This window comes from Rhodanobacter sp. FW106-PBR-R2A-2-24 (assembly GCF_058789615.1).
The window spans coordinates 3,115,791-3,138,629 of sequence record NZ_JBYTBV010000002.1 but is presented as its reverse complement, the minus strand read 5'-3'; the positions used below and the strand labels follow the sequence as shown (position 1 = coordinate 3,138,629).

Annotated in this window: 23 protein-coding genes and 1 tRNA gene; 19 read left to right on the top strand and 5 right to left on the bottom strand. The window is 68.9% G+C overall.

The genetic code is table 11. From position 1 onward, the window contains the following. Positions 1-39 precede the first annotated feature (39 nt). The 3 genes from AC3WQA_RS15420 (at position 40) to phbB (ending at position 3,043) form a co-directional block, all read left to right on the top strand. A complete protein-coding gene (locus tag AC3WQA_RS15420) occupies positions 40-1,593 on the top strand; it encodes a DHA2 family efflux MFS transporter permease subunit (protein ID WP_492675916.1) in 1,554 nt (517 codons plus the stop codon). Positions 1,594-1,719: 126 nt separating this feature from the next. Continuing rightward, on the top strand, positions 1,720-2,220 hold the full coding sequence (gene phaR / locus AC3WQA_RS15415; RefSeq protein ID WP_492675915.1) for a polyhydroxyalkanoate synthesis repressor PhaR: 501 nt from the start codon (positions 1,720-1,722) through the stop codon (positions 2,218-2,220). 67 nt (positions 2,221-2,287) lie between these two features. Further along, a complete protein-coding gene (phbB, locus tag AC3WQA_RS15410; RefSeq protein ID WP_492675914.1) occupies positions 2,288-3,043 on the top strand; it encodes an acetoacetyl-CoA reductase in 756 nt (251 codons plus the stop codon). 67 nt (positions 3,044-3,110) lie between these two features. Here the strand turns inward: phbB and AC3WQA_RS15405 are convergent, their stop codons facing one another. Next, positions 3,111-3,869 carry a hypothetical protein gene (locus tag AC3WQA_RS15405; protein WP_492675913.1) on the bottom strand — a complete coding sequence of 253 codons (759 nt, stop codon included), beginning with the start codon at positions 3,867-3,869 and terminating at the stop codon, positions 3,111-3,113. Positions 3,870-4,042: 173 nt separating this feature from the next. Between AC3WQA_RS15405 and AC3WQA_RS15400 the strand changes: the two genes are divergently transcribed. From AC3WQA_RS15400 to AC3WQA_RS15335, 14 genes are all read left to right on the top strand, one after another. Continuing rightward, complete coding sequence (locus AC3WQA_RS15400) at positions 4,043-5,449, top strand: FAD-dependent oxidoreductase (protein ID WP_492675912.1); 1,407 nt, start codon at positions 4,043-4,045, stop codon at positions 5,447-5,449. Further along, entirely contained in the window at positions 5,442-5,849 is a 408-nt protein-coding gene (locus tag AC3WQA_RS15395) for a DUF3293 domain-containing protein (RefSeq protein ID WP_492675911.1), read from the top strand. Before AC3WQA_RS15400 ends, AC3WQA_RS15395 begins: the two co-directional genes overlap by 8 nt. Before the next feature lie 65 nt (positions 5,850-5,914). Continuing rightward, positions 5,915-6,550, top strand: a complete 636-nt coding sequence (gene ccmA, locus AC3WQA_RS15390; protein WP_492675910.1) for a cytochrome c biogenesis heme-transporting ATPase CcmA — start codon at positions 5,915-5,917, stop codon at positions 6,548-6,550. Between the two features lie 99 nt (positions 6,551-6,649). Then, positions 6,650-7,336 (top strand): heme exporter protein CcmB, encoded by a 687-nt coding sequence (gene ccmB / locus AC3WQA_RS15385; RefSeq protein WP_492675909.1) that lies wholly within the window; start codon positions 6,650-6,652, stop codon positions 7,334-7,336. A gap of 3 nt (positions 7,337-7,339) precedes the next feature. Beyond that, positions 7,340-8,098, top strand: coding sequence for a heme ABC transporter permease (locus tag AC3WQA_RS15380; RefSeq protein ID WP_492675908.1), 759 nt, complete (start codon positions 7,340-7,342; stop codon positions 8,096-8,098). Next, the gene (gene ccmD, locus AC3WQA_RS15375) at positions 8,095-8,304 is read left to right on the top strand and encodes a heme exporter protein CcmD (protein ID WP_492675907.1); all 210 of its coding nucleotides are present in this window, start codon (positions 8,095-8,097) and stop codon (positions 8,302-8,304) included. Before AC3WQA_RS15380 ends, ccmD begins: the two co-directional genes overlap by 4 nt. Positions 8,305-8,326: 22 nt before the next feature. Next, positions 8,327-8,803: a cytochrome c maturation protein CcmE gene (gene ccmE, locus AC3WQA_RS15370; RefSeq protein WP_492676372.1), complete on the top strand. Its 477-nt coding sequence runs from the start codon at positions 8,327-8,329 to the stop codon at positions 8,801-8,803. A gap of 90 nt (positions 8,804-8,893) precedes the next feature. Next, positions 8,894-10,882: a heme lyase CcmF/NrfE family subunit gene (locus AC3WQA_RS15365; protein ID WP_492675906.1), complete on the top strand. Its 1,989-nt coding sequence runs from the start codon at positions 8,894-8,896 to the stop codon at positions 10,880-10,882. After that, entirely contained in the window at positions 10,879-11,421 is a 543-nt protein-coding gene (locus AC3WQA_RS15360) for a DsbE family thiol:disulfide interchange protein (RefSeq protein WP_492675905.1), read from the top strand. The genes AC3WQA_RS15365 and AC3WQA_RS15360 overlap by 4 nt, the downstream gene beginning before the upstream one ends. Next, positions 11,418-11,876, top strand: a complete 459-nt coding sequence (locus AC3WQA_RS15355; protein ID WP_492675904.1) for a cytochrome c-type biogenesis protein — start codon at positions 11,418-11,420, stop codon at positions 11,874-11,876. Before AC3WQA_RS15360 ends, AC3WQA_RS15355 begins: the two co-directional genes overlap by 4 nt. Next, positions 11,873-12,898, top strand: coding sequence for a tetratricopeptide repeat protein (locus AC3WQA_RS15350; protein ID WP_492675903.1), 1,026 nt, complete (start codon positions 11,873-11,875; stop codon positions 12,896-12,898). Before AC3WQA_RS15355 ends, AC3WQA_RS15350 begins: the two co-directional genes overlap by 4 nt. 3 nt (positions 12,899-12,901) lie before the next feature. Further along, on the top strand, positions 12,902-14,077 hold the full coding sequence (locus AC3WQA_RS15345) for a homoserine O-acetyltransferase family protein (protein ID WP_492675902.1): 1,176 nt from the start codon (positions 12,902-12,904) through the stop codon (positions 14,075-14,077). A 54-nt stretch (positions 14,078-14,131) separates the two neighbouring features. Then, positions 14,132-14,713: a cysteine dioxygenase family protein gene (locus tag AC3WQA_RS15340; RefSeq protein WP_492675901.1), complete on the top strand. Its 582-nt coding sequence runs from the start codon at positions 14,132-14,134 to the stop codon at positions 14,711-14,713. A gap of 25 nt (positions 14,714-14,738) precedes the next feature. Further along, positions 14,739-14,824: transfer RNA gene (locus AC3WQA_RS15335), tRNA-Leu, on the top strand. A gap of 184 nt (positions 14,825-15,008) precedes the next feature. Here the strand turns inward: AC3WQA_RS15335 and AC3WQA_RS15330 are convergent. From AC3WQA_RS15330 to AC3WQA_RS15315, 4 genes are all read right to left on the bottom strand, one after another. Further along, positions 15,009-16,274 carry a threonine/serine exporter family protein gene (locus tag AC3WQA_RS15330; RefSeq protein ID WP_492675900.1) on the bottom strand — a complete coding sequence of 422 codons (1,266 nt, stop codon included), beginning with the start codon at positions 16,272-16,274 and terminating at the stop codon, positions 15,009-15,011. Continuing rightward, complete coding sequence (locus tag AC3WQA_RS15325) at positions 16,271-16,720, bottom strand: NfeD family protein (protein ID WP_492675899.1); 450 nt, start codon at positions 16,718-16,720, stop codon at positions 16,271-16,273. Before AC3WQA_RS15325 ends, AC3WQA_RS15330 begins: the two co-directional genes overlap by 4 nt. A gap of 165 nt (positions 16,721-16,885) precedes the next feature. Continuing rightward, positions 16,886-17,248: an endonuclease domain-containing protein gene (locus AC3WQA_RS15320; protein WP_492675898.1), complete on the bottom strand. Its 363-nt coding sequence runs from the start codon at positions 17,246-17,248 to the stop codon at positions 16,886-16,888. 246 nt (positions 17,249-17,494) lie between these two features. Continuing rightward, positions 17,495-18,442 carry an SPFH domain-containing protein gene (locus tag AC3WQA_RS15315; RefSeq protein ID WP_492675897.1) on the bottom strand — a complete coding sequence of 316 codons (948 nt, stop codon included), beginning with the start codon at positions 18,440-18,442 and terminating at the stop codon, positions 17,495-17,497. Positions 18,443-18,718: 276 nt separating this feature from the next. Here AC3WQA_RS15315 and AC3WQA_RS15310 point away from each other — a divergent pair, with 276 nt between their 5' ends. Then, positions 18,719-21,238 (top strand): glycoside hydrolase family 3 protein, encoded by a 2,520-nt coding sequence (locus AC3WQA_RS15310; RefSeq protein WP_492675896.1) that lies wholly within the window; start codon positions 18,719-18,721, stop codon positions 21,236-21,238. A gap of 39 nt (positions 21,239-21,277) precedes the next feature. Continuing rightward, complete coding sequence (locus tag AC3WQA_RS15305; RefSeq protein ID WP_492675895.1) at positions 21,278-22,813, top strand: glycoside hydrolase family 30 protein; 1,536 nt, start codon at positions 21,278-21,280, stop codon at positions 22,811-22,813. Positions 22,814-22,839: the final 26 nt, after the last annotated feature.

Genomic DNA, 22,839 nt, shown 5'->3' with positions numbered 1-22,839 from the left:
GACCCGCACCGACACTTCATCCTTCCGCGCGAGTTCCCCATGGCCGCCACGCCCGAGAATGCGACCCCGCTGCCGCCGCTGCACGGCAGCCGGCTGGCGCTGCTCACCATCGCCGTCGCCTTCAGCACCTTCATGGAGGTGCTGGACATGACCATCGTCAACGTGGCGGTGCCACACATCTCCGGCAGCCTCGGCGTGAGCCCGAACGAGGGCACCTGGACGATCAGTTCCTACGCACTGGCCAGCGCCATCATGCAGCCGCTCACCGGCTGGCTGGCACGGCGTTTCGGCGAGGTGCGCACCTTCGTCGCCTCGGTGCTGCTGTTCGTGGTGTTCTCGATGCTGTGCGGCCTGGCCACCACGATGCCGATGCTGGTGGTGTTCCGCCTGTTGCAGGGTGCCGGCTCCGGGCCCATGGTGGCGCTGTCACTGACCTTGCTACTCACCAACTACCCCAAGGAGAAACAGGGCATCGCGCTGGCGCTGTGGGCGATGACCGTGGTGGTGGCGCCGATCTTCGGCCCGATCCTGGGCGGCTGGCTCACCGACAATTTCTCCTGGCCGTGGATCTTCTACATCAACCTGCCGGTGGGCATTGCCGCCGCGGTCATCACCTGGGCGATCCTGCGCCAGCGCGAGACGAAGATCAGCAAGACGCCCATCGACATGGTGGGCCTGGTGCTGCTGGTGGCCGGCGTGGGCTGCCTGCAGTTCATGCTGGACAACGGCAACGACCACGACTGGTTCGCCTCGCCACTGATCCTCACCCTGGGCATCATCGCGCTGGTCTGCCTCACCTTCCTCGTGGTGTGGGAAATCCACGCCAGGCATCCAGTGGTGGATCTGTCGCTGTTCAAACAGCGCAACTTCACCGTGGGCGTGGTGGCGCTGACGCTGGGCATGTTCGCCTTCTTCGGCATCAACGTGGTGTTCCCGCTATGGCTGCAGCTCGACCTGGGCTACACCGCCACCTGGGCCGGGCTGGCCACCGCGCCGGTGGGCGTGCTGGCCTTCCTGTTCGCACCCATCCTCGGCAAGAACATGCACCGGCTGGAACTGCGCGGCGTGGTCACCTTTTCCTTCGTGATCTTCGCGCTCACCTCGTGGTGGTTCGCCAGCTTCGACTCCAACGCCTCGTTCGGCACGCTGGTGGTGCCGCGCTTCGTGATGGGCCTGGCGATCCCCTGCTTCTTCATCCCGCTGAACCAGATCTATCTCTCCGGCCTGCCCGTCTCGGAGATCGCCAGCGCCTCGGGCCTGTCCAACTTCTGTCGCACCATGGGCTCGTCGATGTCCACCGCGATCTCGGTGACGCTGTGGACGCACCGCAGCGAGCTGCACCACGCCAACCTCACCGAGAGCATCAGCCCCGCCCATCCCGCCGCCGCGCAGTTCCTGCAGGATCTTTCGCGCCACGGCATGCCGCACACGCAGAGCCTCGGCCTGATCGACCAGTTGGTCAGCCGCGAAGCGCTCACGCTGGCGGTGAACGATGTGTTCTGGGGCTGCGCGGTGCTGTTCGTGCTGCTCATCCCCATCCTGTGGCTGGCCCGGCCACCCTTCGGCAGCGCCGGCGGCGCGGTGGGGCACTGACGCCATGCTGCAGACCAGCGGTGCGCACATGACGGCAGGCCAGCCTTCGCGATGCAGACCACTTGGTGCCACCGGCCTGCCAGTGGTTCACTGGTGCGGCGCAATATCTTCTGCTAGTTTCTTGGCATGACCCAAGCCAAACGCACCATCAAGAAGTACCCGAACCGTCGGCTCTACGACACCGAAATCTCCAGCTACATCACGCTGGAAGAAGTCCGCCAGCTGGTGCTGGACAACGAGGATTTCGAGGTTCGCGACGCCAAGACCGGCGAGGATCTCACCCGTTCCGTGCTGCTGCAGATCATCTCCGAGCACGAGCAACAGGGGCAGCCGATGCTGTCGCCGCAGTTGCTCAGCCAGATCATCCGCTTCTACGGCGATTCGCTGCAGGGTTTCATGGGGCCGTACCTGGAGCGCAGCCTGCAGGTGTTCCTCGACCAGCAGCAGCAGTTCCGCAGCCAGTTGAACAGCCTGATGGGGCAAACACCCTGGACCACGCTGAACGACCTCACCGAGCGCAACCTCGCCGCTTTCCAGGCGATGCAGCGCGGGCTGATGGACACCGCATCCAAGGTGATGCCTGTCGCGCCGGGCCACGCCGCCCGCGGCGGCAAGAAAGCCAGCTGATTCACCCTGATGCCCCGACATGCCGCACCCTCCGGGTTGCGGCATGTCGCCGTATGGAGCCACCCGCATGCACCCTGTCACCCACGCCTCCCGCCTCGCCCTGGTCACCGGCGGCATCGGCGGACTGGGCACGGAAATCTGCCGCCAGCTGGCCGCCGCCGGGCGCCGCGTGGTCGCGCTGGACCTGGCCGCGCGCACCGAGCGCGTGGCCGCGTTCCACCATGAGGTGGCCGGCACCGGCATCGGCTTCGAGCCCGTCGACGTCGGCGACCACGACAGCTGCCGGCAGACGCTCGCGCGCATCGAGGCCGAGCACGGCGCCGTCGACATCCTGGTCAACGCCGCCGGCATCACCCGTGACGCCAGTCTGCGCAAGATGACGAGCGCGCAGTGGCACGAGCTGATGCACGTGAACCTCGACGGCGTGTTCAACATGTGCCAGCCGCTCATCGAAGGCATGGCCACGCGCGGCTTCGGCCGCATCGTCAACATCAGCTCGGTGAACGGCCAGACTGGCCAGTTCGGCCAGGCCAACTACTCCGCCGCCAAGGCCGGCGTACACGGCTTTACCATGGCGCTGGCACGCGAAACCGCGCGCAAGGGTGTCACCGTCAACACCGTCTCGCCCGGCTATTGCGATACCCCGATGGTGGCGGCCGTGCCCGCCGAAATCCGCGCGCAGATCATCGCTGGCATCCCGGTCGGACGGCTCGGCCAGCCCGCCGACATCGCCCGCGCGGTGTGCTTTCTCGCCGCCGACGACGCCGGCTACCTCACCGGGGTCAACCTGCCGGTGAACGGTGGCTATTTCATGAGCTTCTGAGGTCGTCCCGCCTTCCTCGCCTCAACCGTGGAAAGGCCTTGGACAGGGCGAAAGGGATCGCGCCGCCTCACCGAATCCAGTCGCTGCCGTCGCACTCGTCGAGAGTGCCGTCCCGCCTGAAGGAAACATGGCCGGCCGGACAGGCCTTGCCGTCCACCGACGTCGCCTCGGCGAGAACCGCCTGTTTCAGCCCGCCATCCGGCCAGAACTCGACATCGAATCCGAAACTGCGGTCGGCCGGCGCCAGCTTCAGCGTGCGGTACGTGGAGCCCGCACCGATCCATGCCCGGCTGATGCGGCCATTGGGGTGGAACTCGATCGGCCCGGGCTGCACGTGCAAGCCGCCCACGACCACCCCTTTCAGCAGTTCGCCGCGCTTGACGCCACCATTGGGATGGAACTCGATCCAGCGGTTGCCGGCGAACAGCATGCCCCGTATGGCGATCGGCGGTCCTTCGTTGCTGCTCATGTTGGCCAGCCGCCCCTGCGCATCGAAATCAACCTGGGTTCCTGCGGGCAGAGCGATGCCGTGGAAGCGCTGACCAGGCTCGGAGTCGAACCAGTCCAGATGGTGCCGCGCGCCCTTGGCCGCAGAAACCATCAATTGCGTGCCGCTCTTCAGCCAGTAGCCGTCCACCTTGCAGTCGCGGTGGAGAATGGCTTTGCCGGTCGCCTCACCCGTGCTGTTAAGGACCTCGACCTCGGTGCCTGCGGGGAAACGGAAGCCCATGACGGATTGCTCTGATTTGATCCGCTTCATGTGGCCCGGGAAAACGAGCCGGGTAGCCGTTGCCGGCAACGCGCAGGACAGCAATACCGTCGCCATGCAGCATGCCGCCAGCCACGGTTTCAGAGAAGTCGCGCATCCATATTTCATTCGCTCTCCACGGCCAGGCATGGCGCCACACGTCGTCGCGGTCATCGTACAGGCCCACGGCGAGGGATTGCAGTCGCGCGCTGCTTGCGGAACAGTGTCGCGATACCTCTACGGAACGCGACATGACGCAACGTCCTCGCATCACCCTGATCGGCGGCGGCCTGGTGGGCGCGCTGCAGGCACGGCAGTTGGCGCAGCACGGCTTCGACGTGGAGCTGTTCGAGAAACGCCCCGATCCGCGCCAGGCGGGTTTCCTTGGCGGCCGCTCGATCAACCTCGCGCTGGCCGAACGCGGCTTGCAGGCGCTGCGCACGGCGGAGCTGGCCGACGCGGTGCTGCAGCGCGCGGTGATGATGCGCGGACGCATGGTGCACGCGCCCGACGGCGGCAGTGCCCTGCAGCGCTACGGCAAGGACGACAGCGAGGTGATCTGGTCAGTCTCGCGCGGCGCGCTGAACATGCTGCTGCTGGACGCCGCCGAAGCCGCCGGCGTGCGCTGCCACTTCGGCCAGTCGCTGACGAGCGCGGACTTCGAGCATCGCCGCATCCGGCTCGCCGACGACACCGGCACCACGCGCGGGCACGACGCCGGCCTGCTGGTCGGCGCGGACGGCGCGGGCTCCGCGCTGCGCGCGGCGATGCACGCGCACGCGCCGCTGGGCGAACGCATCGAGCCGCTGGGCCACGGCTACAAGGAACTGGAAATCCCCGCCGCCGACACGCTGCCCGCCGCACTGGCGGCGCAGGCGGGCGGCCATGGGCGCTTCGCGCTGGAACCCAACGCGCTGCACATCTGGCCGCGCGGCGGCTACATGTGCATCGCCCTGCCCAATGCCGAGGGCAGCTTTACGGTCACGCTGTTCCTGCCAGCACAGGGCGCGCACCCCAGCTTCGCCACCCTGCCCGACGTCGCCGCGGCACGCGCGTTCTTCGATGCGGATTTCCCCGGCCTGCTGCCGCTGATTCCCCGTTTCGACGCCGACTTCGCCGAACATCCGGTGGGCACGCTCGCCACGCTGCACCTGGAACGCTGGCATCTGGGCGACCGCGCGCTGCTCATCGGCGACGCCGCCCATGCCATCGTGCCCTTCCACGGCCAGGGCATGAACTGCGGCTTCGAGGACACGGTGGAACTGACCCGCCTGCTCGCCGAGGCGCCCACCGACAGCGCCGGGGCATTCGCCGAATTCCAGCGCATCCGCCAGCCGAACGCCGAGGCCATCGCCCTGATGGCGCTGGAAAACTACGTGGAGATGCGCGACAAGGTGGCCGACCCGCACTACCTCGCCAAGCGCGAGCTGGGCGCCGCGCTCGCCGAACGCCTCCCCGACCACTACATGGCGCGCTACCGGCTGGTCACCTTCACCCACGTGCCCTACGCCTACGCGCTGGAGCGCGGCCGCGCGCAGGATGCGCTGCTGGAGGAAATCCTGCGCGCGACGCCGCGCGTGGCCGAGGTCGATCTCGACGCCGCCGCGCGGCTGCTGCAAGCACGCCTGCCGCCCCTGCCGGTACTGCGCCATGGATGAACTCCTGCTCGAAGCCTTCCGCGCCACCACCTACCTCGTCGCCATCGACACGCTGACCTGGGCCACCGTGCGCATCGACTTGCCGCCGCCGGCAGAACTCCTGGCCGTGGCGGGCACCCGCCCCTGGGGCATCATTACCGCCTGGAATCCGCAGGCCCGGCGCCGCGCGCCGGCGGAAAACCTCGCCGCGCAGCGGCAATTGCTGGCGGCCTTGCAGGCCCAGCCCGAAGCGACCGTTCTCCCCGCCATCGGCGTGGGCCCCAGCGGCTGGAGCGAGCCCAGCCTGTTCGTGGCCGGCGTGGCCGTATCCACGCTGGACGCCCTGGCCCGCGAACACGCCCAACTGGCCTACGTGCATGGCCTGGCCGGCAACCACGCCGAACTGCGCACGCTGGATTGAACCCGGTCGCGCGCGGCCGTGCACCGCATGGACAAGCCGGTCGCGCATTGCCGACAATGCGGGGAATGACCGCCGTCCGCACCGCGCCACCGCTGCTTGAAGCCCGCCAACTGGCCTTCCATCGCCAGGACGAGCCGGTGTTCGCGCCACTGGATTTCGCCCTCGACGCCGGCGAACTGGCCCTGGTCGAAGGCGACAACGGCAGCGGCAAGACCACCCTGCTGCGCCTCCTGGCCGGCCTGCTGCACGTCAGCGAAGGCGAGCTCCTGTGGCGCGGCGAGCCATGGCAACGCGATGCCTGCCTGGGCGAGGTCGTGTTCCTCGGTCACCAACTGGGGCAGAAACTGGAACTGAGCGCGCGCGAAAACCTCGCCTTCGCCCGCGGCCTGCATGGCTGCCGCGACGGCGTCGACATCGACGCGGCACTGGCCGACGCCGGCCTCGCCGGCTATGAAGACGAACCGCTGCGCCGGCTCTCCGCCGGCCAGAAGAAGCGTGCCGCGCTGGTTCGCCTGCAACTGCTGCCGGCCACGTTGTGGCTGCTGGACGAGCCCTACGCCAACCTCGACCGCCACGGCATCGCCCTGGTCAATCGCCTGCTGGAGCATCACGTGGCGGCCGGCGGCGCGGCACTGGTGAGCAGCCATGGCGCCGTGGGTTTCCACGGCGGCGAGCCCAAGCGGATACGCCTGCATGCGTGAGCCGCACATGACCGCGACGTGGGCACCATGCGTGAGCGCCCCTCTCGCCCCAACCCTTTCCCCCAACGCCGAAGTCGTTGGGGGAAAGGGAGGAAAATCATGAGCCGCACCTCGCTGCCGCGCGCCTGCGCCGCGATGCTGCGGCGCGACCTCCTGCTGGCCTGGCGCCGTCGGGGCGATCTGGCCATGCCGGTGTTGTACGCGGTGATCGTGGTCGTGCTGTTCCCCTTCGCGCTGGGGCCGGATCTGGCGCTGCTGCAGCGGATCGCTGGCGGGGTGGTGCTGGTGACCGTGCTGCTGGCCATGCTGCTGGCGCTGGATGCCATGTTCGCCAGCGACATCGAGGACGGTTCGCTGGAGCAGTTGCTGCTCGCGCCGCAGCCGCTCGCGCCGCTGCTGGGCATGAAGATCCTTGCGCACTGGCTTACCACCGCGCTGCCGTTGATCGTGGTGGCGCCGCTGCTGGCCGGCATGCTGCACCTGCCCCTGGCCGCCATGCCGGCGCTGCTGCTGAGCCTGCTGCTGGCCACGCCGCTGCTCAGCCTGCTCGGCGCGGTGCTGGTGGCGCTGACGGCCGGCACCCACCGCTCTGGTATGCTGCTGGCCTTGATGTTGCTGCCGCTTTGCGTGCCCGTGGTGATCTTCGCGGCCGGCGCGGTGGCAGCCGCCCAGCAGGGCCTGCCATGGCTGGCACCCGTCGCCTGGCTGGCCGCCGCGCTCATCCTCACCGTGGTGTTGGCGCCGCTGGCCTGCGCGGCAGCCCTGCGCCTTGCCCTGGATGCCTGATTGATGTCGAAGTGGATTCCGCTCTGGTTGCACAAGCTCGGCTCGCCGCCCACTTTTTATCGTTTCGCCGGGGCGGTGTGGCCGTGGGCGCTGGCGCTGGCGCTGGCGTGCGGCGCCGTCGGCCTCTACGGTGGGCTGGTGCTGGCGCCGGCGGATTACCAGCAAGGCGACGCCTACCGCATCATCTTCATCCACGTGCCCAGCGCGTGGATGAGCATGTTCGTCTACGCGGTGATGGGCGTGGCCGGTTTCGTGGCGCTGGTGTGGCGCATCAAGCTGGCCGAGGTGGTGGCGATGGAATCGGCACCGATCGGCGCGGCCTTCACCCTCATCACCCTGGTCACCGGCTCGCTGTGGGGCAAGCCGATGTGGGGCACCTGGTGGACCTGGGACGCCCGGCTCACTGCTGAGCTGGTGCTGCTGTTCCTGTATCTGGGCGTGATCGGCCTGTACCACGCCTTCGAGGATCGCCGCCAGGGCGCGCGCGCGGCGAGCTTTCTTGCCATCGTCGGCGTGGTCAACGTGCCCATCGTGCATTTCTCGGTGGACTGGTGGAACACCTTGCACCAGGGCAGCACGGTGAACCTCTTCGGCCACTCCAAGATGCCGTGGGAAATGCTGTGGCCGCTGCTGGTGGTGACGCTGGCGACCAAGTTCTATTACGCCGCCAGCCTGTGCCGCCGCGCGCAGGCGGATCTGCTCGCGCTGGAAGGCGGCAAGGACTGGGTGCGCGCGCTCGCCGCGGCGGAGACAGCCCGGTGAACGCGCTGCTGCATTTCCTCGCCATGGGCGGCTACGCCGCCTACGTGTGGCCGGCCTACGCGGTGTTCTTCGTGGTGCTCGCCGCCGACAGCCTGGCGCCGCGCCGGCGTCGCCGGCGCATCCTGCGTGAGCTGAATGCCCGCCTTGCGCGCCACGCCGCGCGCGTGCAGCGCGAATCCACCGATTCCACCACACCCACGCCCTGACACGGCCGCACCCTGCATGAGCATGAACCCCACCCGCAAGCGTCGCCTCACCATCGTGATCGTCGTGGCCAGCGCCGCCGCGCTCGCCATCGGCGTCGGCATCTACGCGCTGCAGCAGAACATGAATTACCTGTTCACCCCCAGCCAGGTCGAGGCCGGACAGGCCAGCGGCCATCGCAGCTTCCGCCTGGGCGGCATGGTCAAGGCCGGCTCGATCCGGCGCAGCGACACCTCGCTGGAGGTGCACTTCACCGTGGTCGACGCCGGCGGCGCGATGCCGGTGGAGTACACCGGCATCCTGCCCGACCTGTTCCGCGACAACCAGTCGGTGATCGCCACCGGTCACATGGACGGCGAGCACTTCGTCGCCACCGAGGTGCTCGCCAAGCACGACGAGACCTACATGCCCAGGGAACTCAAGGAAGCGATGGCCAAGGCGCATGCGAACAAGCAGATCGGCGAAGACGGCACGCGGGACGCGGGACGCGGAACCCGGTAAAGCCATCATGGGAGCTTTCATGCATCACCTGATTACCCCATTCGACAACCGTCGACGCAGACTCGTCGACGTCATCCCGAGTCCCGAACGATGACCCCAGAACTCGGCCAATTCGCCCTGATCCTCGCCTTCCTGCTCGCCCTCGCCCAGGGCGTGTTGCCGCTCATCGGCGCCTGGCGCGGCGACCGCGCGCTGATGGCGGTGGCGCGGCCGGCGGCGGCCGGACAGGCGGTGTTCGTGACGATGGCGTTCGTCATCCTCACCTGGGCCTTCCTGCACTTCGATTTCTCGATACGCTACGTCGCCGACAACTCCAACCTCACGCTGCCGTGGTATTACCGCGTCGCCGCGGTGTGGGGCGCGCACGAGGGTTCGCTGCTGCTGTGGATCTTCATCCTCAACCTCTGGTCGGTGGCGCTGGCGGCACTCAGCCGCAACCTGCCCGAGGTGTTCGGCGCGCGGGTGATGGGCGTGATGGGCCTGCTGTCGGTGGGCTTCCTCGCCTTCATCGTGTTCACCTCCGATCCGTTCAGCCGCCTGCTGCCGATGCCGGCCAACGGCGCGGATCTCAACCCGGTGCTGCAAGACCCCGGCATGGCGATCCATCCGCCCGTGCTGTACATGGGCTACGTGGGCTTTTCGGTGGCCTTCGCGTTCTCCATCGCGGCGCTGCTCGGCGGCGAGGTGGAGCAGGCCTGGGTGCGCTGGGCGCGGCCGTGGACGAACGCGGCCTGGGGCTTTCTCACCCTGGGCATCGTGGCCGGCAGCCACTGGTCGTACACCGTGCTGGGCTGGGGCGGCTGGTGGTTCTGGGACCCGGTGGAAAACGCCAGCTTCATGCCTTGGCTGGTGGGCGCGGCGCTGATCCACGCGCAGGCGATCACCGAGAAGCGCGGCGGCCTGCGCGCGTGGACGCTGCTGCTGTCGATCTTCGCCTTTTCGCTGAGCCTCCTGGGCACCTTCCTGGTGCGCTCGGGCGTGCTCACCTCGGTGCATGCCTTCGCCTCCGATCCACGCCGCGGCGTCTACATCCTCACCTTCCTGACCATCGTGATCGGCAGCTCGCTGCTGCTCTACGCGCTGCGCGCGCCCAAGGTGGCCGGCGGCAAGCCCTTCGCCATCGTCTCGCGCGAGACGGCGCTGCTGATCGGCAACCTGATGCTGGTCACCAGCGCGGCGATGGTGCTGCTGGGCACGCTGTTCCCCTTGATCGGCGATGCGCTGCATCTGGGCCGCATCTCGGTCGGGCCACCCTACTTCGGCCTGCTGTTTCCGCTATTGATGGCTCCGGTGGTGGTGCTGTTGCCGTTCGGGCCGTTCCTCCACTGGGGCAAGGCCGAGGGCGGCGTGATCCGCCAACTGGCGCTGCGCATCGGTACCGCCGCCGCAGCCTGCGTCATCGTCGCGCTGTTCTTCGCGCATGGTGCGGCGAAGGCCGTCGTGGGTGCGGCCGCCGCCGTGTGGATCATGGCCGGCGTGCTGCTGTACGCCTGGAAACGCCATCGCTCGGTGCCGCGTGGCCGGCGCTATCCGCCCGAGATGGCGGGCATGCTGCTGGCGCATTTCGGCATCGGTTTGTTCATGGCCGGCGTGCTGCTCTCCGAGGCGCTGGGGGTCAGCCATGACGTGCGCCTGGCGCCGGGCCAGAGCCAGACCATCGCCGGCTACGTGTACCGCTTCGACGGCGTGCACCGCGTCAACGGGCCCAACTACCGCGCCGACCAGGGCGTGGTCACCGTGCTGCACGACGGCGCCGTGGTGGCGGTGATGCACCCGCAGAAGCGCACCTATTCCGGCGAGCAGGTGCAGACCGAGGCGGCGGTCGACGGCGGCCTGCTGCGCGACCTGTACGTGGCGCTGGGCGAGCCGATGGATGCCGGCCACATCGAGGGCGCATGGGCACTGCGCCTGTACTACAAGCCCTTCGTGCGCTGGATCTGGCTGGGCGGGGTGTTGATGATGCTGGGCGGCTTCATCGCCGCCGCCGACCGCCGCTTCCGCGTTCGCCGCACGGCGGACGCGGCCGCCAGCCAGCCCACCACCGCGACGGCCAGGCTGCCGCAGGAGCAGCCGGCATGAAGCGTCTGCTGCCGTTCTTCGTCTTCATGGGCCTGGTCGGGCTGTTCGGCTTCGGCATCTGGTGGAACAGCTGGCACGACGCCCGCTACGTGCCCTCGCCGCTCATCGACAAGCCGGCGCCCGCCTTTGCCCTGCCCTACCTGGACGCGCCCGACAAGACCCTCACCAAGGCCGACATGCTGGGCAAACCCTATCTGCTCAACGTGTTCGCCAGCTGGTGCGTGGCCTGCGCCGAGGAACACCCGGTGCTGATGGCCGACGGCCGCACGCTCGGCATCCCCGTGCTGGGCTTCGACTACAAGGACGCGCCCGACGATGCCACGCGCTGGCTCGCCGAACACGGCAATCCGTACGACGCGGTGATCGCCGACCAAGCCGGCCGCACCGCCATCGACTTCGGCGTGTACGGCGCACCGGAAAGCTTCCTGATCGACGCCACCGGCGTGATCCGCTACAAGCACATCGGCCCGCTCACGCCCGCCGTGATCGCGAAGGAACTGCGGCCGCGGATCGACGCCCTCAAGCGGATGGCGCCATGAAGCTGCGCCCGCTGCTGCTGGCCGCCCTGCTCGCGCTGGCCGGCCCGGCGTCGGCCACCACTGGCGCGATCGACCCGCTGCCGTTCAAGGACCACGCGCAGGAGCTGCGCTTCCAGCACCTCACCAGGCAACTTCGCTGCCTGGTCTGCCAGAACGAGAACCTCGCCGACTCCAACGCCGACCTCGCCCGCGACCTGCGCCTGGAAGTGTTCCAGCTGATGCAGCAGGGCAAGAGCGACGAAGAGATCAAGCAGTACCTGGTGGCACGCTATTCCGATTTCGTGTTGTACAAACCACCGCTCAAGCCCGGCACCTGGCTGCTCTGGTTCGGCCCGCTGGCCATCCTGCTGGCCGGCGCGGGCGTGGTCGTCGTGGCGATCCGCCACCGCCACCGCAACGACAACAACGATCCAGCGGCCGGCAGCGAACCGGCCGACACGGGGGATGACTGGTGAAGATCGCGTTCTATCTGCTGGCTGCCGTCATGGTGGCGCTGGCGCTGACCTTGTTGCTGGTTCCGATCCTGCGCGCAGGCCGCCGCCAGGGTCGCCCGCACGGCAGTTTCGTGCTGGCGCTGGGCATCGCCCTCGTGCTGCCGGTCGGCGCCGGCGCACTCTACCTCGCCATCGGCACGCCGCAGGCGCTCAATGGCGTGCCCAAGGCCTTCGACCTCCAGCAGGCGCTGACCGACCTGCGCGCCCAGCTCAAGCAGCATCCCGACGACGTGCGCGGCTGGGCCGTGCTGGCGCAGGCCACCATGGCGCTGAAGCAGCCGGAGGAAGCGCGCGACGCCTGGGATCACGTGCTCAAGCTCGCCCCCGACACCATCGCCGCCATGCAAGGCTGGGCCGAGGCCGACATGGCCGCGCGCCCCGATCACCTGCTCGAAGGCCGCGCGCTCGATCTCGTGCACCGCGCGCTGGAGCTGCACCCGGACAGCCAGCAGGCCTTGTGGCTCATCGGCATCAGCCAGTACCAGCATGCGCAATACGGCGCCGCCGCCACCACCTGGCACCGGCTCGAACCGCTGCTCCAGCCGGGCTCCTCCGTGGCCCAGTCGGTGGCCGCGCAGATCGCCGACGCCGAGTCCCGCGCCGGCGTCCCGGCCGTGGCCGAACCCGCCGCCGCGCAAGGTGCCGCGCTGCACGTGGAAGTGCGCCTCGCGCCCACGCTCGCAAGCAAGCTCAAGCCCGGCGACCAGCTCTTCGTGTTCGCCCGCGCCACCAGCGGCCCGGGCATGCCGCTGGCGGTGGCCAAGCTCGATGCCGGCAAGCTGCCCGCCGCCACCACGCTCACCGACGCCATGGCGATGACGCCCGCACTCAGGCTTTCCTCGGTGGCGCGCGTGGTGGTGGAAGCACGCATCAGCCACGATGGCCAGCCCCTCGCCCGGCCCGGCGACCTCGAAGGCAGTGCCGGCATCGTCGACACCGACCGCAAGACCCCCATCGCCATCACCATCGACAAGGTGCTTTGAGCCATGCCTGAAGGAACGGCTGACGCCCGTCGCTACTGCGCGCTGCCCGCGCCCTTCGCGATGAAGCGCGGCGGCACCCTCGACGGCGCGCACGTGGCCTTCGAGACCTGGGGCCGGCTCAACGCCGCACGCGACAACGCCATCCTCGTGCTCACCGGCCTGTCGCCCAGCGCGCACATGACCTCGTGCGAGGCCGACCCCAGCCCCGGCTGGTGGGAAGACATGGCCGGCCCCGGCAAGGCCATCGATACCGACCGCTGGTTCGTGATCTGCGTGAACTCGCTGGGCAGCGACAAGGGCTCCACCTGTCCCGCCTCGACCAACCCCGCCACCGGCGAGCCCTACCGGCTCGACTTCCCCGCGCTCACCCTGGAAGACGTCGCCAACGCCGCCCATGCCGTGCAGCGGCACCTGGGCATCGAACAACTGGCCTGCCTGATCGGTTGCTCGATGGGTGGCATGGCCGCACTGGCCTACATGCTGCTGCACCCGGGCAGCGTGCGCGCCCACGTCAGCGTGGATACCGCGCCGCAGGCGCAACCCTTCGCCATCGCCATCCGCTCACTGCAGCGCGAAGCCATCCGGCTCGACCCGCAGTGGAACGGCGGCCACTACGACATCCAGGGACGGATGAGTGCCGCGAGCGCAGGAAGCGCAGGAGCGGCCGACATCCATGCCGACGGCTCGCGCTACCCCGACATCGGCATGAGCATCGCGCGCAAGCTCGGCGTCATCACCTACCGCTCGGCGATGGAATGGAACGGCCGCTTCGCGCGCATCCGGCTGGACGCCGAGCAGCGCGAGGACGAACCCTTCGGCTTCGAGTTCCAGGTGGAGTCCTACCTCGCCGCCCACGCCCGCCGCTTCGTGCGCAGCTTCGACCCCAACTGCTACCTCTACCTCTCGCGCGCCAGCGACTGGTTCGACATCGCCGAATACGGCGGCGGCAGCGTGCTGGCCGGGCTGGGCCGCATCTGCATCGAGCGCGCCCTGGTGATCGGCGTCAGCACCGACATCCTGTTCCCGCTGATCCAGCAGGAACAGATCGCCGACGGCCTGCGCGTAGCCGGCGCCGCGGTGGACTTCGTCGCGCTGGACTCCCCGCAAGGCCACGACGCCTTCCTGGTCGACATCGAAAACTACAGCCGCGCCATCGGTGGCTTCCTCGCCACCCTCTGAAGCCGGCCGCACCGGGTTAGGATGGCGTCACCCCAGGCTTATTGCGAGAGCACCATGCTCACCACCGAGTTCCCCGGCTGTAGCCAACTGATCGCCACCATCGACGACGCCGTCACCCAGGACAGCACGCAGGCCATCACCGACAGTCTGCGCCACAGCCTGTGCCGGCTGATCCGCAACGGCGACATCCGCCTGCCCGACTGCGTGCAGGAAACCGTCGCCGGCCGCTACGCACGCCGCGAGCTGTACCGCAGCGAGGAACACGGCTACTGCGTGGTGGCGATGACCTGGGGCCCGGGCCAGGGCACGCCGATCCACGACCACTGCGGCATGTGGTGCGTGGAAGGCGTCTGGCACGGCACGCTGGACGTGGTGCAGTACGAGCTCATGGAGGACGTCGCCGGCCACTGCCGCTTCCAGGCCGTGGGCTCGGTGCAGGCCGGCCCCGGCTCCGCCGGCAGCCTGATTCCGCCGCACGAATACCACACCATCCGCAACCCCAGCGACCACGACATCGCCGTGAGCCTGCACGTCTACTCCGGCAACATGACCCACTGCGCGATCTACCAGCCGCTGGCCGGTGACGCCGGCTACGAACGCTGCGAACGCCAGCTGGGCCTCGACCCGGTGCACTGAACCCGGCATAATGCGCGTCCCACATGCCGGTGTGGCGGAATGGTAGACGCGGCGGACTCAAAATCCGCTTCTGGCGACAGAGTGTAGGTTCGAGTCCTATCACCGGTACCAGTTGGCAAATCGGATATTCGCGCCAATGAAAGCCGCCAGCAGGCGGCTTTTGTTTTGCGTCGCAGGAACAGGGTGGCTCCGGCCGTTTTCTGCCCCCCCTGCACGCCGCGATCTTCCCGTCACGCACCCCGACAGCTCAGCCGCGCATGGAATCCACGGCGGGCGGAAACCTGCCGAAGGCCCGTCACAGCGTGCGGCGCGGCGACACCAGCAATTCGCCAAACAGCAGGCCACCCACCAGCGCCACCAAAAGGGTAAGCAGCAGCATGGCGGTATCCATGCCAAGCACGGTATCGCGTTCCAGCAGGTAGGACACGCTGCGGAACCCCACGCTGCCAGGCACCAGCAACAAGATGCCCGGCTCACGGATCACCGCGCCGGGGCGCTTGGCCAGCCGCGCATAGAGGTTGGCCAGCGCACTCACCGAGAGGCCGCCCAGGAACACGCCAAAGGGCGCGCTGGGCAAGCTGCCGGAAAACTCGCCGCCCCAGCGCGTGGCGAGGTAGCCCGCGATCACCGCCACGATCACCGCCGGCCAGTCGCGCCAGGCGGCGCGAAACAGCATGGCGAAGGCCACCGCGGCCACCAGCAGCGCGGGCCAGTCGGTCCAGCGCGGCAAGGCCGGCAAGGCGAAATCGCGCGCATGGATGCCCAGCGCAGCGCATACCGCGCTGGCAGCCAGCGCGCCAAAGGCCAGCTTGAGCATGGTGGAGGTCGCTCCGCCCAGACGCGCCATGCCCGACACCAGATGGCCGCTGGAAATCTCGCGCACCGCCGTGGTCAGCGAAAACCCCGGCACCAGGATGATGAGCGCCGCCAGCACCACCGACTTGATCGCCAGCGGCACCACGAAGGCGCTCACCACGATGGTGACGGCGGTGGCCACGATGGCGCTGATCGCATCGCTGGCCGCCGCCAGCCGCGGTCGCCCCGCCGCCAGCAGACTGATGCCGCCGATCAGCGTGCCGATCACGGCGGCCACCACCAGATCCACCCAGGAACTGTGCAGGAACAACGCGGCGATGCTCGCGGCGGACAGCCCGTAACTGGCGATGATGCCGGCCCACACCAGACGCGATTCGGGCGCGCCCAGCGCGCGCAGCAGACGGAAGCCTTCGCGCAAGCCCAACTCGCCGTCGATCACGCGGTCGGCGATCTCGTCGACCGCGCACAGGCGCGCCAGGTTGATGTCGCCGGCGGACAGCCGCATCACCTGGGTGGCCCGCGCCACGCCCACGCCGCCGGGTTCCCGCTCGGAGAAGGAAATGATGAGCGCGGTGGGGCTGCACCACACATCGGCCTGCAGGCCGAGCCGGTGTGCGCACAAGTCGATGGCCGACTCCAGCCGCGGCGCCGAAGTACCGTACTGGTGCAGCCGCTTGGCCAATTCCAGCAGGAAGGCGATGCGCTCATCCGGCCCCGCGCGCTCGTCGGCCGCCGGCACGCTCACGGGACGGCACGCACCTGCAGCGTGGTGCCGTCCACGGCCACCACCTCCACCGTGCTGCCGGCCGGCAGATCCGGCCCGCTCGCCAGCCACTGGCCGTCGCCCACGCGCACCTTGCCGCGACCATGCACGATGGCCTCGATCAGCTCATAGCGCTGGCCGATCATCTGCTCGCCACGGCGATTGAGCTGCTCCGCCCCCGGCGCGCGACGTTCGATGCGCGGCCGCAGCCAGCGCGCGTAGGCAAGGCAGGCCGCCAGCGCCAGGAACGCGAACAGCACCGCCTGCGCCAGCAGGCCCAGCCCGGGGAACAGCCACAGCAGCACGCCCATCGCCGCCGCGGCCAGGCCGATCCAGAGCAGGAAATACCCCGGCACCATCAACTCGCCCACGATCAGCAGCAGGGCGAAGATCCACCACAGGTAATGCGTCGCGATTTGTCCGAGCATCGAAAATTTCCCGTTGATTGGCGCAGACGCTTGTCGATCATAGGCCAGATTGGTGGCATGTCGATGGCGTGAAGCAGGCCCAGCCACCCTCTCCCCCGACCCCTCTCCCGCAAGCGGGAGAGGGGAGCAGTGCCACCACTCTCGCCGGCTTTCTCCCCCGCCCGTTTACGGGAGAGGGGCTGGGGGAGAGGGCGCTTCAACGAATTGTCGAATCCGCTCCAGCACCGCCTCGATCGCGTTCATCACCTCATGATTCCAGAAGCGCAGCACGGTAAAGCCCTGCTGCGCCAGCCACGCATCGCGTTCACGATCATAAGCGACTTGCTCGCCATGCTGGCCGCCGTCGAGCTCGATCACCAAACCGCATTCCATGCAGACGAAATCGACGATATAGGGGCCGAGGGGTTTCTGGCGCTTGAATTTCAGGTCGAGGAAGCGATGGGCGCGCAGGAAGTACCACAGGCGTTCCTCGGCGGGGGTCTGCGCCGAGCGCATGGCTCTGGCGTGATCGAGGCGGCTGGTGTGCATGGTCGCAAGCTCCGTTGCCCTCTCCGCAAGCTCTACTGCCCTCTCCCCCAACCCCTCTCCCGCCAGCGGGCGAGGGGAGTAAAAGCGCTGCCCTGCGTTCTCCTCTCTCCCGCTGGCGGGCGAGGGAGTAAAAGCGCCGCCCTGCCTTCTCCCCTCTCCCGCTGGCTGGCGAGGGAGTAAAAGCGCCACCCTGCTTTCTCCCCTCTCCCGCTGGCGGGAGAGGGGTTGGGGGAGAGGGTGCTTTCCTCAGCGCGGCAGCGCCGGCGCCGCTTTCGTCGCGGCCTGCTGCTGCCCCAACGACTCCTTGGCCAGCTCGGCGATGCCGGCCATCGCACCGATCACGCCGGTGGCTTCGATCGGCAGCAGCAGCATCTTCTGGTTGGGCGAGGCGGCCATCGCCTTCAACGCGTCGATGTAGTTGTTGGCGACGAAGTAATTGAGTGCATTGACGTTGCCGCTGGCGATGGCGTCGGACACCATCGTGGTGGCCTTGGCCTCGGCCTCGGCGGTGCGCTCGCGCGCCTCGGCGGCGCGGAAGGCGGCTTCCTTCTCACCCTCGGCGGCGAGGATCACCGACTGCTTCTCGCCCTCGGCCTTGAGGATCGCCGCCTGGCGGAAGCCCTCGGCGTCGAGGATGTTGGCGCGTTTCTCGCGCTCGGCCTTCATCTGCCGCGCCATCGCGTCCACCAGGTCGCGCGGCGGGGCGATGTCCTTGATCTCGATGCGGTTGACCTTGACGCCCCACGGATGCGTGGCCTCGTCCACCACGCGCAGCAGCTTGGCGTTGATGGCGTCGCGCTGGCTCAGGGATTCGTCCAGGTCCAGCGAGCCGAGCACGGTGCGGATGTTGGTCATGATGAGCGCCAGCGTGGCCTGTTCGAGCTGGGCCACCTCGTAGGCCGCCTTGGCCGCGTCCAGCACCTGGTAGAACACCACGCCGTCCACGCGCACCACGGCGTTGTCCTTGGTGATGACGTCCTGGCTGGGCACGTCGAGCACCTGCTCCATCATGTTCATCTTGCGGCCCACGCCCTGGTAGACCGGGATCAGGATGTGCAGCCCCGGCGTGAGCGTGCGGGTGTACCGGCCGAAGGTTTCCACCGTCCATTCGTAGCCCTGCGGCACGATGCGCACCATCTTCAGCACCGCGATCACGGCCACGACCACCACGAACAGCGCGACTATCTGTCCCATGAAACCACTCCTTTGCCGGTTGAGGAGGCCAGTATAGGGCAGCCCCCAAAGGCCTTGCGGCGGCGCCACGGCGCGGGCGCAGCCGGCCTCGCCAAGAATATGCCGGGCTGACCGGAGTCCAGCCATGACAGCGCCGTGTCAGGATGTCGCGATGCCGCGCTTTCACCGCCATAATCGCCACACGCTCCGGCCGCGGCGACCACGGCGGCGCTGGCAAAAACACACACGCCTGGGAGGCACGCGATGGCTGGTATCCGCTGGTTGGTTGCAGTCGGCATGACGATCACCACCCTGGGCAGCACCAGCCCGCGACTCGCCGCCACCCCGGCCAGCCCGCCACCACCCACCCGCTACGCCGACTGGCCACACATCAACAGCCCCTGGCATGCCGATGCGGCACTGGAAGCGCGCGTGCGGCAGATCGTGGCCGGCATGACGCTGGCGCAGAAGGTGGGCCAGATGACCCAGGCGGAGATCAAGTCGATCACGCCGGCCGAGGTGCGCCAGTTCTACATCGGCTCGGTGCTGAACGGCGGCGGCTCCTGGCCCGGCGGCAACAAGCACGCCAGCGTGGCCGACTGGCTGCAGCTTGCCGACGCGTACTACGACGCCTCCATGCACACCGACATGAAGGTGCCGCTGCCCATCCTCTGGGGCACCGACGCGGTGCACGGCGACAGCAACGTGTTCGGCGCCACGCTCTATCCGCACAACATCGGTCTGGGCGCCGCGCACGACGTGGCGCTGGTGCACGACATCGGCGCGGCCACCGCCCGCGCCGTGCGCGCCACCGGCGTGAACTGGGCCTTCGCGCCTACCCTCGCGGTGGTGCAGAACCCGCGCTGGGGCCGCACCTACGAGGGCTTCTCCAGCACCGGACCGCTGGTACGCGCCTATGCGAAGGCCTACGTCGACGGCCTGCAAGGCCGCTTCGGCGAGCACAACGTGCTGGCCACCGCCAAGCACTTCATCGGCGACGGCGCGACCTACCACGGCACCGACCAGGGCCAGTCGCGCGTCGACCGCGCGCACATGATCAACGTGCACGGCGCCGGCTACTACGGCGCGCTCGAAGCGGGCGTGCAGAGCGTGATGATCTCCTACAACAGCTGGGACGACGTGGCCGACCACCTCGACTACGGCAAGATGAGCGGCGCCAGGGCGCTGGTCACCGGCGCGCTGAAGGACAAGATGGGCTTCGACGGCCTGGTGGTGTCGGACTGGAACGCCATCGGCCAGTTGCCCGGCTGCAGCAACGCCCAGTGCCCGCAGGCGATCAATGCCGGCATCGACATGGTGATGGTGCCCGACGACTGGAAGGCCTTCATCGCCAACACCCTGCGCGAGGTGAACGATGGCGAGATCCCCATGTCGCGCATCGACGATGCGGTGCGCCGCATCGTGCGCGTCAAGCTGCGCATGGGCCTGCTGGACGGCAAGCGACCGTCGCAGCTGGCCGGCGCCGGCGACGTCTCCGCCATCGCCGACCGCGCGCTGGCGCGGCGCGCGGTGCGCGAGTCGCTGGTGCTGCTGAAGAACAACCGCCACGTGCTGCCGCTACGGCGCGGCATGAAGATCCTGGTGGTGGGCAAGGCCGCCGACAGCATGGCCGACCAGGCCGGTGGCTGGTCGCTCACCTGGCAGGGCACCGGCAACGCGCCGGCCGACTACGCCAGCGGCGAAACCATCCTCGCCGGCCTGCGCGAAGCCGACGGCGCGGCCAACGTCAGCTACAGCGCCACCGCGCGGGGCGTGGATTTCTCGCGCTACGACGCCATCGTGGCGGTGCTCGGCGAGACGCCGTATGCGGAGACGATGGGCGACATCGTGCCGGCGGCGACGCTGCGCCACAGCGACCGCTATCCGGAAGACCTCGCCGTGCTGAACGCCGTGGTCGCCGCGCACAAGCCGGTGGCGACGGTGTTCCTCTCCGGCCGGCCGCTGTTCGTCAACGACCTCATCAACCGCTCCGACGCCTTCGTCGCCGCGTGGCTGCCCGGCAGCGAGGGCGGCGGCGTGGCCGACGTGCTGTTCGCGCGCGCCGGCGGCAAGCAACTCGACAACTTCCGCGGCACTTTGGCCATGCCCTGGCCGGACACGCCCTGCCCCGCCAGCGACGACAACGGCATCACCACGCCGCCGCTGTTCCCGCTGGGCTACGGCCTGCGCTACCCCAGCCAGCATGAACTACCCCGGTTGCCCAGCCACGCGGACATCACCGCCTGCGCCAAGGTGGATCAGCTTGCGGTGTTCCACACCCTGCCCGTGCCGCCCTTCAAGCTCTACCTCGCCGACGACCACGCCGAGCAGGGGCTGGCCGACGATTTGAACGCCACCATTGCCTGGCCCACCGCCACGCCGGCGCTGCGCGTGCGCACCGTGCAGCTGAACACCCAGCAGGACGCCAAGGAAGTCACCTGGCTCGCCCCCGCCAGCTTCTTCGCGCGCAGCGACCAGCCGGTGGACATCACCGCGCTGCTGGCCAGCCATGCCGCGCTGGAATTCGACCTGCGCGTTGTCACCCCGGCCACCCAGCCAGTGAACCTCTACATGCGTTGCGGCACCGGCTGCATGGCCAGCGTCGACCTTTCACGCACCCTCGCCGGCGATGCGGATGGCCAGCGCCACCACGTCAGTGTCCCGCTGTCCTGCTTCGTGCGGCGCGGCGCAGGCTTCGACAGCGTGGAGGTGCCCTTTGGCGTGGCCGCCGCGGCGCCTTTCGCCGCCGCCTTCGCCGACGTGCGCATCGTCGCCGGCGCCGCCGCCAACGACGCCAATTGCAACGCTTATCCGTGACCGACACCCGGCCCGACCGTCCCCGTCGCGGCACCGGCCATGGCTGAGCCGCGCGGAGTCCCCGTCTGGCTGGCGACCGCCACCATCGCGCTGTTCAGCGTGCTGGCGCTGCTTGCCCCGCATGGCCGGCGCGCGCCGGTGCCGACAACCCGGCCGGCGCCCCTGCATTGGGTCATGCCGCCCGCGCCCACGGTGCAGCTGTGGCTCTCCACCGCCGATCGCCGCCTGCAGCTGGCGCGGCAGCCGGACATCCCGCTGACCCGATCCAGCGCGCCGGCCACCATCGTCATCGACACCCAGCACCGCTTGCAGACGATCACCGGCTTCGGCGCCGCGCTTACCGACGCCTCCGCCTGGCTGATCGAGCAAAAACTCGGCGACGCGCAGCGCGAGGCCTTCCTGCGCGAAATGTTCGGCCCGCCGCCGGGGCTCAACCTCACAATGACGCGGCTCACCATCGGCGCCTCGGATTTCTCGCTCAGTCACTACACGCTGGACGACATGCCCGCCGGCCAGGTCGACCCCACGCTGGCGCACTTCAACGTGGTGCCCAACCTGGCCTACCTGATCCCGGTGGTGCAGCAGGCGCTGGCGATCAACCCGAAGCTGCGCATCATCGCCTCGCCGTGGAGCGCGCCGGCATGGATGAAGACCAGCGCCAGCCTGCTCGGCGGCAGCCTGCTCGAAGCCTACGAAAGCGCCTTCGCCGACTACCTCGTGCGTTACGTCGACACCTACCGCCGCTACGGCATCCCGATCTTCGCGCTCACCGTGCAGAACGAGCCGATGTTCCAGCCGCAGACCTATCCCGGCATGGCACTGCCCGACGATGCGCGCACGCGCCTGATCGGCCAGTACCTCGGCCCCGCGCTGGCCAGGCGCCAGCCGAAGACGCTGCTGCTGGGCTGGGACCACAACTGGGACGATCCCATGCAGCCGCTCGCCGTGCTGGCCGACCCGGTGGCCGCCGGCTACATCGACGGCATCGCCTGGCATTGCTATCGCGGCGCGCCGATCGCGCAGACCCAGGTGCACCAGGCCTATCCGGACAAGGACGTCTACATCACCGAATGCTCGGGCGGCGACTGGGCCTCGGCGAAAAACGGCGAGCTGCTGTGGTTCGCCCGCGACCTGCTCCTGGGCGGCTTGCGCAACTGGGCGCGCGGCGTGGTGTACTGGAACCTGGTGCTCGACCAGCACCACGGCCCGCATGCCGGCGGCTGCGCCAACTGCAAGGGCATGGTGACGCTGGACACCACCACCGGCGCGATCCACCGCAACGACGAGTATTACGCCTTCGCCCACTACAGCCGCTTCGTCCTGCCCGGCGCGACGCGGGTGGAATCCACCGCCACCGGCAAGGGCATCGACAACGTGGCCTTTGAAAACGCAGGCCATGGCCCGCTGGTGCTGGTGGTGGTGAACAGCGACACCACACCACGTGCCGTCGACGTGCGCCAGGCCGACCGCCGTTTCAGCTACACCATGCCGCCGGCAAGCGTAGCCACCTTCGTGTGGCCAGCGGATCGCCGCGACGACGACGGCGGCGATGCCGGCGACAGCCCGTCGCCCTGACCGCGGCTTGCGCCAGTGCGGCGGGA